Below are 14332 nucleotides of genomic sequence, written 5' to 3'. Positions count from 1 at the left end.
CGATCGTGCCGATGTTCACATGCGGCTTGTTGCGCTCGAATTTACCCTTGGCCATCGCCAACTCCCAACTCGGAAGAATGAAAGATGCGGCGCGACATAAAAGCTTGCGGCATCGGAAGCAAGCCCGACGGTGAGAGCGCTGCGTCGATCGTGCCGTCAAAGAGCGTGCGGGAGCTGTCGAGAGCGTGGGCGCGCGGACACCCTTCGGCCTCGTCTGCGGCCGTCCGCGCCGTTTGCGCGGATGCGGCGGCGAAGCTAAGGTCCTGCGGCGATTGGTGCCGGGTGCCCGGGCAGATCGCGTCAGAGGCTTTTGGGAGGAGCCGACGAATGAACGAAGGCGCAGGCGCCAGCACCCGCGATCCGACTGCCGATGTCCGGGAAGAACTGTACGACCCGCTGAGCGGCGGCTTTCCCATCGGGCTGGAAGGCCGCACCCTGTTCGCGATCGCCTTCGTCTTCTCGCTGTTCCAGCTCGCCACCTCGGCGCATCTGTGGGATCTGCCGAGCCAGATCGTCCGCGCCGTCCATGTGGGATTTCTCTGCCTCCTGGGGCTGCCGCTCGTCGCGGCGGTCAAACGCGAAAGCCTGCCCGTCCGCGCGTTGTTCTGGCTCCTCGGCGTCGCCGGCATGGCCGTCGCCGCCTATCAGTGGTGGGAATACAAGGCGCTGATCTTCAGGGCCGGCATGCCGGTGATCGAGGACACGGTCGTCGGCGTGGTCGCGCTCGTCGTCCTCTTCGTTGCGACCTGGCGCATCATGGGCCCGGCCCTGCCGATCATCGCCGGTCTGTTTCTTGCCTACTGCCTCTTCGGCCAGTATGCGCCCGGGCCCTTCGTGACGAGGGGCTACGACTTCTCCCAGGTCATCGACCACATGGCCTTCGGCACCGAAGGCATCTACGGCATCCCGGTCTACGTCTCCTCGACCTACATCTTCCTGTTCATCCTGTTCGGCTCGTTCCTCGAGCGCGCCGGCATGATCAGGCTGTTCACCGACATCGCGCTGGGCCTCGTCGGCCATGCCAAGGGCGGCGCCGCCAAGGTCGCGGTGATCTCGTCCGGACTGATGGGCACGATCTCGGGTTCCGGCGTCGCCAATGTGGTCACCACCGGCCAGTTCACCATCCCGCTGATGAAGCGCTTCGGTTATAGGCCGGCCTTTGCCGGCGGTGTCGAGGCCACCGCCTCGATGGGCGGGCAGATCATGCCGCCGGTGATGGGCGCCGTCGCCTTCATCATGGCCGAGACGCTGAACGTCGCCTACGCCGAAGTGGTCAAGGCCGCCCTGATCCCGGCAGTTCTCTATTTCGGCTCGGTCTTCTGGATGGTGCATCTGGAGGCCGGCAAGCGGAACCTCCTCGGCCTGAAGAAGTCCGAGCTGCCCTCTGCGCGTGCCGCGCTCGCCAAGGGCTGGTACCTTCTCCTGCCGCTCGTCGTCCTCGTCTGGCTGCTGTTTTCCGGCTACACGCCACTTTATGCCGGCACGATCGGCCTGGCGCTCACCGCCCTTCTTATCCTCGGCGCGCCGCTCGCCGCCCGGATGCCGCAGCTCGCCGTGCGCTTCGCCTTCTGGATCGCTCTCGGCCTCGCGGCAGCGGCCTTCTTCCAGTATGGCATCCTCCCGGTCATCGGCGCCCTCGCCGTCCTGATCGCCGCCTGCGGGCTTTTCCGCGGCGGCCGCGAGACCCTGATCATCACCCGCGACGCGCTGGCGGAAGGCGCCAAGACAGCGCTTCCCGTGGGCATCGCCTGTGCGATCGTCGGCATCATCGTCGGCACGATGACCCTTACGGGCGTCGCCAACACCTTCGGCCAGCTGATCGTCTCGGTCGGCGCAAGCTCGCTGTTCCTCTCGCTCGTCCTGACGATGATCACCTGCATCATCCTCGGCATGGGCATCCCGACCATCCCGAACTACATCATCACCTCGTCGATCGCCGGTCCCGCGCTTCTTGCCCTCGGCGTGCCGCTGATCGTCTCCCATATGTTCGTCTTCTATTTCGGCATCCTCGCCGATCTGACGCCGCCGGTCGCGCTCGCCTGCTTCGCCGCCGCCCCGATCGCCAAGGCACCGGGCCTGAAGATCTCGTTCGAGGCCGTGAAGGTGGCGCTCGCAGGCTTCGTCATACCCTTCATGGCCGTCTATACGCCCGCCCTGATGCTGCAGGACGGCGGCCCGCTGGCCGCAGAGATCGGCTACATCCCGGCCGTCCTCTACATCGTTCTCAAGGTCTGCCTCGCCATCGGTCTTTGGGGAGCCGCCGCGATCGGCTACCTGCTCGCGCCGCTGCGCTGGTGGGAGCGTCTCCTTTCGGCCGCCGCAGCGTTCACGCTCGTCGCGGCCTTGCCGGCGACCGACGAGATCGGCTTCGCTCTTTCTGCCTTCGTGATCGGCACCCATTGGTGGCGGGTGCGGCGCACGGCTGCGCCGGCGACGGCGGGACCTGGCAACGAGCGGCCAGCGGGCGCTGCGGAATGATCTGCGTTCTCACAGGGGCCAAGACGATCGCGCTCGCCGTTTCCGCATTCACCCTTGCCTGGACGCATTCGGTCGAAAAGACTCGCTGGGAGGAGCACTGGATCGCAACCCCGGCCGGACTTGAGGTCACCGAAGGCCGCATCGAGGGGTCGGGGGCGGGAATGGAGCCTCCGCCGGACGCCGTTCTGAAGGGGGGCGCCTATGTCTATGCGCCGCATCTGCCGGCGATACCGGAACTCGTCCTTGCCGCCTCCGGCGCCACGGGCGGCGGCTGGACCCTCTGCCCCGAAGGGCCGGACGCGGGCGGATCGTCGTCCTGTCTTACGCTCGGCGCGACGAGTTCCGCCCCGATCCACGTCCGCAGCTGCAACGGCGTCCCGCCGAAGACGAGCCGGTCGGCCCCGTAAGACCGCTACGATCCGCCGCTCTTACGGGCACCGCGTCAACCTGCATGGACAACCATTAGCCGGCTTCCGACCCCTATCTGGACTTGGCGGATCAAGCCGTTACGCTACCGCGGCACGGGGGATGGATTCGTTCGTCAGGCATGGCATTGCGGGTTTCCGCGTCGGAGGGCAGATGCGGCACATCGCCTATAGCAGCACCGCGGAGGGACTGACGCACGAAGAATTCGCGTCGATCGTCGAGCATGCGCGCGCGGCGAATGCCGAGCGGCAGATCTCCGGCGCGATCGCCTTCGACGGCCGCATCGTGACGCAGATCATCGAAGGACCGGCCAGACAGGTCGACGAACTCTTCCTCACGATCCGCAGGGACAGCCGTCACCGTGGGGTCGTCCTCCTGACCCGAGCCGACATCACCGAGTCGCGCTTCGACGGTTTCGGCCTCAGCCGGATGTCGCCGTCCGATCTCTATCTGATCTCGCTGGCGACCGAGGAGCGCCATGGCTCCGGCGACACCTCGCTCACGCCCCTTCCGATGGACCAGTGAGTGGCGCCGCCCTGCCTGCGGCGAATCTTCCCTGACCGGCTCCCCGTTCCCCGCCTCCTCATGGCGCCAGGCCCGCGTCATGGCGAATCTGTCGGATCTCGGTAACGATTTGTTCGCCATCGGGCGCCATCATCGCGCCAACGCAGGTCATGACGAGTGGCAAGGATGCCGGACTATCGCATCGCTCATATCCGGGAACGGAATGTCGACCTCATTATCGTGCCGCTCGACGCGAGATTCGGCACACTGCCGGACGATCAGCAGGAGAAGCAGATCGTCGCGATCCAGGCGCAGGCGGCGCGGATCGGGCTTGCCGGGACCGTCATTCCGGTCTGGGATCTCGGGCGGGGCCGGATGGGCTTTCGCGCGCCGCGCAACTTCCACCAGTTCTTCGAGACGATCAGCCTGAAATTCGTCTCGCAGAACATCAACCGGAAGCTTTCCTGGTAGCGGGTTCGCCGCTTGCCGCGCGATGGCCGGTCAATGGAACAAGGGCGCGGCAGCAGCCCTGCCCAGCGGAGGCGGCGCCCCGGTGTTCGGCGAACCGGCCAGGAGCCGATGATCCCGACAGAGATATCCGCTCGGGCGCGCCGAGACAGGCATGCCGAGGCATCCGGGACGGCCCCACGTTTCTCACGGTCCATCATCGCGCGAGCTTGCGCCGCCGGATCGACCGCGCAAGAGTTTCCGACAACGCATCGATGGAGGGTTTGGGGATGAAGCGTCTTCTTCTTATCGCGGCAGCTACGGCGACGCTCGCCGGTTGCAACACGAGTTCACCGGCGACCGCGGCCCGCACAACGCCCGAATCCGTTTGCTCGAGGTTCGGCTACCAGCCCGGGACCGAGGCGTTTTCGTCCTGCATTGCCCAGGTCAAGGACGATCAGCGGACGCTCGCGACATCGTACCGTTCGGGCTGAGGCGCCGGGACCGGGCGCGTCGAAATGCGGGGAAGGTTCATGCAGGCGACGCTTACCGCTCCCGATAACTTGTTTTTCGGAATTCGCCGAGAACTGACGTTCGGCAGCGCCGTCAGTGCTTCGATCTCGGCCTTCGACTTGGGCGGCGGCGCCTCGACGTAGGCGCGTCGAGGGGCGCCCGGCAGCCTCTCGCCGCTTCCAGGAATTGCTCACGGCTATCGAACCGGTCGGAGTTCGCGCGTTACGATGCGGAAGGATGCATGCCGGGCACCCGGCGCCTCGGTCAGACGGCGCTGTGCCGGAAACCCGGCGCCATCGCTCGATCATGCGGCGATGTGCTGAAAGACCTCGTAGCCTTCGAAGACAGGATGGCCGAGAGTGAGCCTCGGACCTGAGGTATTTGCGCGTTGGTGCGAGAGCCGGAAGGCCTCGGAGTGCGTCCAGGCATCGAAGGCGTCTCGGTCCGACCAGACCGTGTGGGAGGCGTAGAGGACGTGGTCGCCGCAGTCGGCGCCCCGCAGCATGTGGAATTCGACGAAACCTGGAACCTCCGCCAGGTAGGATTGCCGCGTGGCCCAGACGTCCTCGAAGGCCTTGGCCTGTTCCGGAGCGACCTTGAAGCGGTTCATGGCAATGTACATCACGTTGTTCCAGTCTCTCTTGCGAAGCCGAGATCGTGCGATCTTGCAGCCTCGGGCTTTGGGTTTTCCGCAAAGCCCCGGCCGCGGATTTCGCTCCTGAGCTTCGCGGTCGGGGCAGCGATCGGGAAAGCCGTCAGAACTGATAGGTCATGGCCGCGCGGATGCTTCGGCCGGGCTCGGAATAGAAGAGTTTCGGCTGAGTGGCGGTATCAGGCAGGTCCAGTGTGTCGTAGTAGGTCTCGTCGAAGACATTGTAGACGCCGGCTTGCAGCTTCAGCCCTTCCAACCGGGTCGGCTTCCACCAGACAGTCAGGTCGAGCAGCGCGTAGTCCGGAGTCTTCGAGATATCGTTCTCGACATCGTCCCGGCTTGCGGCGACCGTGAGATAGGCATCGCCGCCCCAGACGGTGTTGTCGTAGCCGAAATTGAAGATGCCTTTGGCCGCCGGCACCGAGTTGAGGTGGACACCGGTGTTGATATCCCGCCCGACATAGGCGGCGAGCGACGCGCTCGAATGCCAAACTTCGGTCATCTGCCAATAGGCGGAGGCCTCCAGGCCGTAGATCTCGACATCTTCGCGGTTGAAGTTCCGGGTGATGCCGAAGGGGTAGTCGCCGGGCGAGAGACCAAGCGTCGCCGGATCGACGGTCTCCTCGTCGAGGAAATTCTCGTAGCGGTTATAGAAGGTCGATACACTCCACTCGAAGGAGTCGTGCTTCGCCCTCAGCCCCACTTCGATACCATCGCTCGTCTCGGCCTCAAGATCCGGGTTGCCGATCCTGAGGTAGGTGCCGGGGCCGCCATAGCTCAGATAGAGTTCGCTCGCCGTCGGTGCGCGAAAGCCCCGTGCCCACTGGCCGTAGATCGTCGCGTTTTCGGTGATGTCGAATTCGGCACGCAGCTTCGGCGAAATCGCGTCGTCGCTGGAATCCGCCGGCAGTCCGACCACGGTCGGATTGCGGGTATAAGCGGCGGTTTCCTGCGGGTTCTGCCCGTAATAGTCGAAGCGAAGGCCGGGTGTCAGACGGAAGCGGTCGGTTATCGCGATCTCGTCGTCGATGAAGAGGCCGAAGGTGCCGCCACGAGTTTCCGGCATGTCGGCCTGGTTCGTGTGCAGGAAGTTGCAGGTAAAGAACATGGGCGGATAGGGGGCCGGCGGACAGGTATCCTCGCCGCTCGACATCTGTTCCGTCCGGTTCGTGAACGCCTCGCCACCGACGCTGACCTTGTGCGTCAGCCCGCCGAGGTCGAAGCGCTTCATGACGCTGCCGTTCAGACCGTAGGTCGTCTCCTCGATCTCGCTCAGGCGGGAATAATCGCCGAAGGGTGGCGCTAGGCGCACCCCGCGAGAATCGTCGGAAAGCTCCTGGCGCTGCCAATAGACCACCAGATCGGCCGCATCGAGCCATGCACCCGCGCCGGCTCCAAGCTCATAGCTGCTCGAGATCCGCTGGCGCTTCTCGACCTTATTCGCGAATGTCGAGCCCGTCTTGTAGGTCGCCGTCGCCAGACTGCGTGCATCGATGTCGTTCTCGCGGTCGTAGAGTTCGCCCGTGATACCGAAGACCTGATCGACGCCATAATGCTGGCGCAGCTTCACCAGGACGTTCGACTGGTCGTAGTCGAGCGGATCGGGCTCGCTGCGGGTTGCGCCATAGCCGCCGACATCGCCCTGGTTCTCCCGCTCGTGCCCCATGCGATAGCCGCCCTGCAGCAGCATGTAGGTATCGCCGAGGCGGGCCGCGAGCGCCTGGTCGACGCCCCAGCTCTCATCCTCGCTGTCGAACGTCGCGCGCGACAAGCCGCCGAAGGTCTTGTCACCCGGCAGGAGATCTTCCGGGTTCAGCGTTCGTACCGCGATGACTCCACCGAGCGCGCCGCCGCCGAAAACGCTGGAATCGCCGCCCTTGACGATGTCGAGGGCCGAAAGCGTGTCGAAGTCGAAGGTCGCGCTGCCACCCGTAACTCCACGTGCCCCATCGTCGAGCCATGGAATACGGATGCCGTCGATGGTGGTCAGCACGCGGCTCTCGCTGAGGCCCCGGACCGTGAAGCTTCCCGTCGAGCCGATATAGTCGACGCCAGGATCCAGGCGGGAAATGTCGTCCGCGTCGAAAATCTGGGCGTTTTCGAGCTCGGTGCGGGTCACGCGCGTTGTCAGAACGGTCTCCGCCCGGGGCGCGGGTTGATCGGTCGCAGCCCCCTCACCCTCTGCCCCCTCGATGACGACGGTACCCAGCATGATGGACGTGTCGCCCGTCGCAGCCTGCTGAGCGGATGCCGCTTGGGTGAGCACCAGTGAAATGACCAAGCCGGACGCAGCGCCGGCGAGCTGGCGCGAATAACGAGCCATCAAAACCCCCTTCCGAAAAGATGACAGGGACCTGGCTGGCTTGCGCGCGTCGCGACCCGGCTTGCTATCGTCCTCGGCCAGCGGTGCAACCCCTCGGTCAAGACCGCCAGCTCTTGACGTCGATATTTAATATGACTACGCAAGTCAACTTCTAATCCGTTGAAATTGCTGATGATTTATAGGAATTCTAAAGTGTCTGAAAATCGCGGTTTGCCGGACCCACCCGATCCGGATGGCTCACCCGCCGCGCTCGTCGAAGAGAGTCAGGCAGATGAGAGGCTTGTCCTGTCCTCCGACCGGCTCTTCGGCGATCGACGGGAAATCGAAATCCACCACCAGAGCACGGTCTATCGCCTGCGCCTCACGAAGGCCGGCAAGCTGATCCTCACGAAATAGGGCCTTGTGCCATGTCGAATCAAACTTCGTTCCCATCCGCCCTTTGCCGCGCCAAATCGCTCGCAGGCGCAGCCCTGATCGGCCTTTTCGTGATCTCGGCTGCTCGCGCGCAGACGACGCTCCCCGAGCGCATCGTTGCCATTGGCGGCGCCGTGACCGAAACGCTCTATGCCCTCGGGGTTGAAGATCGGATCGTCGCCGTCGATACGACAGCGGTCTATCCGCCGGAGGCCCGGCAAAAGCCGAATGTCGGCTATATGCGCGCGATCTCGGCCGAAGGGGTCCTCGCCCAGTCGCCCGATCTGATGCTGATCGAGGAAGGGGCCGGCCCCCCGAATGCGCTTGCGCTCCTCGAGGTCTCCGGCGTCCCGATTGAAACCGTGCCGGACGGTCATGCGATCGACAGCATCGGGACCAAGATCGAGGTGATCGCGAAGGCCGTCGGCAAGCCTGACGAGGGCAAAGCCCTATCGGAGGCGATCGAGCACGATCTCGCGACGCTGAAGGACGAGCTTGGGTCTATTGAGCGCAAGAGGCGCGTGCTCTTCGTCCTGTCGATCGTCGACGGGCGGCCGATGGCCGCGGGGCACGACACGGCGGCGGACGCAATGATGCGCCTTGCCGGCGGAGTGAACGTCTTCGGTGAAATCGAGGGTTACAAGACAATCTCGCCGGAATCGGCGACGGAACTCGCCCCAGACGTGGTGGTGATGATGACCGGCGCCGGTCGCGATCACCAGATCCGGGATCCCTTCGCGATTCCGGCCCTCGCGGCAACGCCCGCCGGCCAAGCCAACGCGCTGATCCGCATGGACGCCGCCTATCTTTTGGGCTTTGGGCCGCGCACCGCTCAGGCCGCCCGGGATCTGGCGTCCCGGCTCTATCCTGGCGAGATCGATGCGCACGCGCTCGGGGCAGCCGATTGACCGCTTTCTCCGGCCCATCCGAGATGCCCCCGTCGCCCGCCGCTCACGCAGCGGGAGATCGCTCGCTGCTCCAGGGGTTGGCGCTCGCGGCTCTCGCGGCCGCCGTGCTTGCGGCTGTCGTCCTGGCGATCGGGGTCGGACCATCGGCGCTTTCGCCGGCCCGCGTGGTCGACATCCTCCTCGCCGGGCCACACTCCACCGCCTTCCCGATCGGCGATCTGGTGATCGTCTGGCAGATCCGCCTGCCGCGCGCGATCATGGCCGCCCTGATCGGCGCGATGCTCGCCCTTGGCGGCGCGGTGATGCAGGGTCTGTTTCGAAACCCGCTCGCCGATCCGGCCATTCTCGGCGTCTCGGCCGGGGCAGCTCTTGGCGCCGTCTCGATGATCGTTCTCGGTGGAGGCGTCCTCGCGCCGCTGATGGTCCTTCTCGATGGCTACTCCCTGCCGCTCGCGGCCTTTCTGGGTGCCTTGACCGCGACGCTCATCCTTTATGCCATCGCCACGCGCGAAGGAGCGACATCGGTCGCGACCATGCTTCTCGCCGGCGTCGCGCTTGCCGCTTTCGCGGCCGCGATAATGGGCTATCTCGTGTTCCTGAGCGACGACACACAGCTTCGCGACGTGACCTTCTGGAATCTCGGCGGGCTCGGCGGTGTCACCTGGCAGAAGGTCTGGGTCTCAGCCCCGATCATGGTTCTCATCCTCCTCGCGGCACCGCTCCTTTCGCGCGGCCTCGACGCGCTGGTGCTCGGGGAGGCAGAAGCCTTCCATCTGGGGCTGAAGGTCGAACAGCTGAAGCGCCTCGCCATTCTCCTCGTCGCGGCGGCAACCGGCGTCGCCGTGGCGGTTGCGGGCACCATCGGCTTCGTCGGCATCGTCGTGCCGCATCTGCTGCGGCTCGGCATCGGCGCGGAACATCGGTTCCTCCTGCCGGCGTCCGCTCTTGGCGGCGCGCTTCTTCTTCTCGTCGCCGATATCGGCGCGCGCTTGCTGGTTGCCCCGGCCGAGCTTCCCATCGGCATCATCACCGCCGCGATCGGAGCTCCCTTCTTCCTCTGGCTTCTCGTCCGGCGCCGGGCTTTCGACGGATTTTGAGACGAATGACGATCGAGATCGATCAGGTCAGCATAATGGCTGGAGGGCGGCGGATCGTCGGGCCAGTCTGTACGCGGCTCCACGAAGGTGCGCTGACCACAATTGTCGGACCGAACGGGGCCGGCAAATCAAGCCTCGTCAAGGCGATGAGCGGAGAGATCCGGCCCGCCTCGGGGTCCGTTCGCTTGCACGGCAGAGACATCGCCGGGATCGCACCCGCGACGCTCGCCCGCCAACGCGCCGTGCTGCCGCAGGCAACTGCCATCGCCTTCCCCTTCACGGTCTTCGAGATCGTGAGCCTGGGCCTGCGCGTGAGGGCAGGCCTCGATGGAGCCGCCCGGCAGCGGCTCGTGGAAGGGGCGCTTGCGGCCGTCGATCTCGAGGCCTTCGGCGATCGTGCCTATCAGCGCCTGTCGGGCGGCGAACAGCAGCGGGTGCAGCTCGCCCGCATTCTCTGCCAGATCGGCGAGCCGGTGGAACGGGGACAGGCAAAACTTCTCATTCTCGACGAGCCGACGTCGAGCCTCGACGTGCGCCATCAGCTCGACGTCCTGAAGATCGCCCGGCGGTTTGCAGAAAACGGCGCGATCGTGGTGGCGGTCCTCCACGACCTCAATCTCGCTGCGAGCTTTTCCGATCGGATACTGGTGATGAGCGAGGGCTCGATCGTCGCCGACGACGCTCCGACCCAGATCCTGAAAAGCGGCATTCTGGCGCACATCTTCAGAACCGAGGTCACGGTGATAGAGCCGCCTGGCTGGAGCCGTCCGGCGATCCTGCCTGATCTTTCAAGGATATGAGGAAGCGGGCCGCTCCCCCTCCGATCTCCGCAACCGTCACGTCGAGAATCGCCTCGTGGATGGATCGCCTCGATCCTTTGGGGTATCCCTTGGAAGCGTCAGGGGATCCGTTCCTCCGGTCCTCGTCTTGTCCGGTCCGAAACAGGGCCACCTGCGCGACCAGCTCGTAGGTCTCGGTAGACAGCCTGCGGCTTGCGGTCGTCGCCTGCTCGACCATGGCCGCGTTCTGCTGAGTGACCTTGTCATCTGGTCCGCGGCCGCGGCGACCTCTATGAGACCGACTGCCGCCGAGACGACCGCCAGACGGGTGGCGAGGCGAATTTGAATGGAGGGACCTGGATATACCCGATTGATCCAGAAACCAGAATTCTCCGAAAATCCTAGAACCCTTCAACTCGTTCGCCATTCTTATGCTACCGCTCCAAACACGGCATGGCCTCTGCGAAAGGCAAGCTCACCGGGCACCCTGCCAAGCACCGTCACGTAACGATCGCCACCAGAAGCACCACCAAGAGCGCCGCGATCACGACGAGGCAAATCACAAGCCCGATCCGGACAGCGTCTTCGTCCTCTTGTGGTGGTGGCCGACCGAACAACATCTGCCGATAGATAAGCCTCGAACGGCAAAAAGCCCGTGGCCCCGGATGAGAGGAGCCAGCGTGTTGGTGCGGGAGGCACGGTCTTTGCCGATCTGTCAGTGCGCCTATCTCCGCGGACACGATTTGATCAGCGGAAGTGAGAGGTTGATGTTCGAACGATGGAAACGCCGCCTGATCCTCGCAACCGCGTTGGCCGTTGTCACGGTCGCGGGTCCCGCAGCATCGGATCAGGTCACACCGCCGCGAAGCCTTCAAGGGCTGCTTAGGGAAGCTCCGCCCGGGAAACGACCGGCGGCACAAGCTGAAAAGCCTTCTGACGCCGACATCCTCGTATTCGACAGCAACGGACGGGAGCTGGACCCCGCTTCATCAGGCGTTGCTGGAACTATGAAACGGCTGAAAGAGCTTTCCGACCTCCTTCGTTCGATGCAGAACGGCCGCTGAACGCGAGCCGAACTCAGGCCCCGTTTCGCATTCATCGGTCGCCACGCACGTCGGTCTGGACCTTGGCCTGGCCGCCTGCCAGAAGGGCTTCACCCTCGCCTTCACGACCGCCGCCCCGCTCGTGTCCTGCACTCGGAGTGGCTGACCGGCGCGCTGCTGGATCGCATCATCGCTGAGGGCGCCTGGATCATGATCAAAACAGGACCGACGATCTGCAGGACCTCGTCGCTAAGGCTCCGGCCAGCGGCACACAGGTGCCCACTGCTGTTTGAGCGGCCCGAGAGATAGGTGACGTTTTGTACCGGACACATGGGTAACGCTTCCGGCTTTTCGCGGGAGGTGTTGATGCCGTGGAAAGAGAGTTCGGTGATGGAGGAACGCTTACGTTTCGTGGCCCGTCTTCTCGACGGCGAAGGCATGAGCGATGTGTGCCGCGAGTTCGGCATATCGAGGAAGACCGGCTACAAGATCTTGGGCCGCTTCAAGGACGAGGGCGTGGAGGCGCTGAGCGACCGTTCGCGGCGGCCGAAGCGCTTGAATCGATGCGGGAGGCGCCGGTCATCGAAGCCTTCGTGAGCCTGTTCAAGGCGCGCGGCCTGCCGATCGGGATCAGGAGCGACAACGGAGCGCCGTTTGCCAGCCCGAACGGGCTCTACAACCTCTCGAAGCTCTCGGTCTGGTGGCCGCGGTCTCGGCATCGCCATTGAGCGCATCAAGCCGGGCCGTCCGCAACAGAACGGCCGGCACGAGCGCATGCATCTGACGCTGAAGAAGGAGGCGACCCGCCCGCCGGGCATGAACATCCTGCAGCAGCAAGCGATTCGACGCTTTCATGAGCGAATTCAACGAGGAGCGGCTGCACGAGGCACTTGCCATGAGCACGCCGAGCGAGGTCTATTTGCCCTCGTTACGGCCCTACGAAGGCCTGCCGGAGGTCGGTTACCCATTCCATGACAAAGATGTGCCGGTCACCGCTTGCGGGCGCATCTGCATGCACAGCAAGAAGATCAACGTCTCCACCGTCATGGCGGGTCAAAGGCTCGGCATCAAGGAAGTCGACGACGGCATTTGGCTCGTCGGCTTCATGACGTATGATCTGGGATATCTCGACCTGGAACAGAGAACCCTGCAGACCATCGACAATCCGTTCGGCACGAGGTTGTCACGCATGTCTTAGGAACGTTCTGTTACCCATGTCTCCGGGGCGGACACAGTTCCGGATTGGCGACCCCGGCAGGATTCGAACCTGCGACCATCGGCTTAGAAGGCCGGTGCTCTATCCACTGAGCTACGGGGCCGTTCCGGCGGCGAGCGTCATGCCGCCGCGTTTCCGGTCTATGAGCAGGGAACGGCGATCATCGTCCCGTCCCGACTGGTCGGCGACACCCTCTGGACGGCGCGCCACTCTTGCCCTCAGGACCGGCATCTAAGCAGCCGACGACCTCTTTGCGCACGCCGATGTCTCGATCCTGATCGGACCGCCGAGTCTTCTGCTTCTCCTGCACGCAGCGACGGATTCAGTGAGTCCAGGGCTGCCTGCGATCATATTTGAAATTGTCGGAATAGGCGATCTTGGCGCGCGCCTTCGCCACATGCGGCTCCTCGACCCGGTACGGAATGTCGTAGCGCTCGGCGTATTCGATCGCCTCTTCCTTGGTCTTGAAGCTGAGACGGACTTGCGAGCGCATGTCGCCCGAGGAGGTGTAACCCATCAGCGGCTCGACCCGCTTCTTTTCCTCGGGCTCGTAGACCAGCAGCCACTCGCGGCTCTTCGCCTTGCCGGACTGCATGGCGGTTCGGGACGGACGGTAGATTCGTGCAAGCATTCGGGCCTCGTCGCAGCGTTCCGCACCAGAACTGACATCAGGACATGTCGCAGCACCGGTCGTTGGTCGGAGCGGCAGGATTCGAACCTGCGACCCTCTGGTCCCAAACCAGATGCGCTACCAGGCTGCGCTACGCTCCGAAGCCACCAACGCGGTGCCGTGCAAGCGGATGTGCCGGGCTTGTCCGGCGAAGTCAAGCGGAGGCGGTCTTCACCGAAGGAAACATCGGGAGAATCCGACCGGCACAGTCTGCGCGCGGACCCTCCGCCGGCTGCCCGTCACTTCGGCGGGATGCTGTCGCTTTCGAGCCGGTCCCCCACCTTCGCGTCATAGCGCGCCGCGGCGCCGCCGTTCAGCTCGAGCACGTAGCGGACCGGGACGCCGGACGGGATCGGCGTCAGCGACAGCGGCGTCGTATTGGTCTTGATGCTCTTCACCGTACCGCTCTCGTCGATGAACAGCATGTCCAGCGGAATCAGCGTGTTCTTCATCCAGAACGCGACCGGCTGGGTCTGGTCGAAGACGAACAGCATGCCGTGGTCGGCCGGCATCGACGAGCGGTTCATCAGCCCGACCCTTCGATCTTCCTCGGTTGCCGCGATCTCGAGGTTCAGATCGTGCGATCCGCTGGCGGTGACGAGCGTCCCGCTCGTCGTATCGCCGGCGACCGCCAGATAGGCCGCCGCCAGAACGGCGACCACCGCGATAGCACTGCCGAGCACGATTTTCCGAGCGATCATCATGGTTCATCCGCAAGAGAGGGCCGACCCGTTCTAGCCGGCCGCATGGGCCTGGGAAAGGCCGAAGGATGTTCGGACAAGATCTCGCTCGACTGGTCTTTCGAGGGCCGGTCCACCGCCGCTCGCACTCCGCGGTGCCGCGCGCATCTCGTGGCCGACCA

General features: G+C 64.6%; 13 protein-coding genes, 2 tRNA genes and 1 pseudogene. 10 read left to right on the top strand and 6 right to left on the bottom strand.

The window, feature by feature from the left end; genetic code table 11:
* The first annotated feature begins 327 nt into the window (after positions 1–327).
* The 4 genes from LH400_RS04645 (at position 328) to LH400_RS04630 (ending at position 3879) form a co-directional block, all read left to right on the top strand.
* The gene (locus LH400_RS04645; protein ID WP_229151502.1) at positions 328–2478 is read left to right on the top strand and encodes a TRAP transporter permease; all 2151 of its coding nucleotides are present in this window, start codon (positions 328–330) and stop codon (positions 2476–2478) included.
* Positions 2475–2885: a DUF1850 domain-containing protein gene (locus LH400_RS04640; RefSeq protein WP_229151501.1), complete on the top strand. Its 411-nt coding sequence runs from the start codon at positions 2475–2477 to the stop codon at positions 2883–2885. The genes LH400_RS04645 and LH400_RS04640 overlap by 4 nt, the downstream gene beginning before the upstream one ends.
* 172 nt (positions 2886–3057) lie before the next feature.
* A complete protein-coding gene (locus tag LH400_RS04635; RefSeq protein ID WP_229151500.1) occupies positions 3058–3429 on the top strand; it encodes a BLUF domain-containing protein in 372 nt (123 codons plus the stop codon).
* Between the two features lie 165 nt (positions 3430–3594).
* On the top strand, positions 3595–3879 hold the full coding sequence (locus LH400_RS04630; protein ID WP_229151499.1) for a hypothetical protein: 285 nt from the start codon (positions 3595–3597) through the stop codon (positions 3877–3879).
* A gap of 793 nt (positions 3880–4672) precedes the next feature.
* Here LH400_RS04630 and hmuQ read toward each other — a convergent pair.
* Both hmuQ and LH400_RS04620 read right to left on the bottom strand, forming a co-directional pair.
* Positions 4673–4990: a heme-degrading protein HmuQ gene (hmuQ, locus tag LH400_RS04625; protein WP_229151498.1), complete on the bottom strand. Its 318-nt coding sequence runs from the start codon at positions 4988–4990 to the stop codon at positions 4673–4675.
* A gap of 133 nt (positions 4991–5123) precedes the next feature.
* Positions 5124–7343 (bottom strand): TonB-dependent hemoglobin/transferrin/lactoferrin family receptor, encoded by a 2220-nt coding sequence (locus LH400_RS04620; protein WP_229151497.1) that lies wholly within the window; start codon positions 7341–7343, stop codon positions 5124–5126.
* Between the two features lie 192 nt (positions 7344–7535).
* On the opposite strand from LH400_RS04620, the gene hemP reads away from it, so the two are divergent.
* From hemP to LH400_RS26485, 6 genes and pseudogenes are all read left to right on the top strand, one after another.
* The gene (gene hemP / locus LH400_RS04615) at positions 7536–7739 is read left to right on the top strand and encodes a hemin uptake protein HemP (RefSeq protein WP_229151496.1); all 204 of its coding nucleotides are present in this window, start codon (positions 7536–7538) and stop codon (positions 7737–7739) included.
* Positions 7740–7750: 11 nt separating this feature from the next.
* Entirely contained in the window at positions 7751–8665 is a 915-nt protein-coding gene (locus tag LH400_RS04610; RefSeq protein ID WP_229151495.1) for a heme/hemin ABC transporter substrate-binding protein, read from the top strand.
* A gap of 23 nt (positions 8666–8688) precedes the next feature.
* Positions 8689–9762, top strand: a complete 1074-nt coding sequence (locus tag LH400_RS04605; RefSeq protein ID WP_229151494.1) for a FecCD family ABC transporter permease — start codon at positions 8689–8691, stop codon at positions 9760–9762.
* A gap of 5 nt (positions 9763–9767) precedes the next feature.
* Complete coding sequence (locus LH400_RS04600; RefSeq protein WP_255616827.1) at positions 9768–10562, top strand: heme ABC transporter ATP-binding protein; 795 nt, start codon at positions 9768–9770, stop codon at positions 10560–10562.
* 746 nt (positions 10563–11308) lie between these two features.
* Positions 11309–11605: a hypothetical protein gene (locus LH400_RS04595; RefSeq protein WP_229151493.1), complete on the top strand. Its 297-nt coding sequence runs from the start codon at positions 11309–11311 to the stop codon at positions 11603–11605.
* Between the two features lie 345 nt (positions 11606–11950).
* Positions 11951–12782 (top strand): annotated as a pseudogene (locus LH400_RS26485) (integrase core domain-containing protein).
* Positions 12783–12827: 45 nt separating this feature from the next.
* Here LH400_RS26485 and LH400_RS04575 read toward each other — a convergent pair.
* The 4 genes from LH400_RS04575 to LH400_RS04560 form a co-directional block, all read right to left on the bottom strand.
* Positions 12828–12903 (bottom strand) — tRNA-Arg (locus LH400_RS04575).
* Positions 12904–13122: 219 nt separating this feature from the next.
* Positions 13123–13431 carry an ETC complex I subunit gene (locus tag LH400_RS04570; protein WP_229151492.1) on the bottom strand — a complete coding sequence of 103 codons (309 nt, stop codon included), beginning with the start codon at positions 13429–13431 and terminating at the stop codon, positions 13123–13125.
* 63 nt (positions 13432–13494) lie between these two features.
* Positions 13495–13571: transfer RNA gene (locus tag LH400_RS04565), tRNA-Pro, on the bottom strand.
* 138 nt (positions 13572–13709) lie between these two features.
* Entirely contained in the window at positions 13710–14174 is a 465-nt protein-coding gene (locus tag LH400_RS04560; RefSeq protein WP_229151491.1) for a DUF192 domain-containing protein, read from the bottom strand.
* Positions 14175–14332: the final 158 nt, after the last annotated feature.

It is taken from the genome of Jiella soli, from assembly GCF_020615385.1.
GTDB lineage: Bacteria > Pseudomonadota > Alphaproteobacteria > Rhizobiales > Rhizobiaceae > VKMB-3413.
The sequence above is the reverse complement of the archived record's forward strand: the minus strand, read 5'-3'. Positions and strand labels throughout refer to the sequence as shown.

Coding starts and splice junctions, on each gene's coding strand:
- LH400_RS04645 (WP_229151502.1), top strand. CDS start 328: ATGAACGAAGGCGCAGGCGCCAGCACCCGCGATCCGACTGCCGATGTC.
- LH400_RS04640 (WP_229151501.1), top strand. CDS start 2,475: ATGATCTGCGTTCTCACAGGGGCCAAGACGATCGCGCTCGCCGTTTCC.
- LH400_RS04635 (WP_229151500.1), top strand. CDS start 3,058: ATGCGGCACATCGCCTATAGCAGCACCGCGGAGGGACTGACGCACGAA.
- LH400_RS04630 (WP_229151499.1), top strand. CDS start 3,595: ATGCCGGACTATCGCATCGCTCATATCCGGGAACGGAATGTCGACCTC.
- hmuQ (WP_229151498.1), bottom strand. CDS start 4,990: ATGTACATTGCCATGAACCGCTTCAAGGTCGCTCCGGAACAGGCCAAG.
- LH400_RS04620 (WP_229151497.1), bottom strand. CDS start 7,343: ATGGCTCGTTATTCGCGCCAGCTCGCCGGCGCTGCGTCCGGCTTGGTC.
- LH400_RS04610 (WP_229151495.1), top strand. CDS start 7,751: ATGTCGAATCAAACTTCGTTCCCATCCGCCCTTTGCCGCGCCAAATCG.
- LH400_RS04605 (WP_229151494.1), top strand. CDS start 8,689: ATGCCCCCGTCGCCCGCCGCTCACGCAGCGGGAGATCGCTCGCTGCTC.
- LH400_RS04600 (WP_255616827.1), top strand. CDS start 9,768: ATGACGATCGAGATCGATCAGGTCAGCATAATGGCTGGAGGGCGGCGG.
- LH400_RS04595 (WP_229151493.1), top strand. CDS start 11,309: ATGTTCGAACGATGGAAACGCCGCCTGATCCTCGCAACCGCGTTGGCC.
- LH400_RS04570 (WP_229151492.1), bottom strand. CDS start 13,431: ATGCTTGCACGAATCTACCGTCCGTCCCGAACCGCCATGCAGTCCGGC.
- LH400_RS04560 (WP_229151491.1), bottom strand. CDS start 14,174: ATGATGATCGCTCGGAAAATCGTGCTCGGCAGTGCTATCGCGGTGGTC.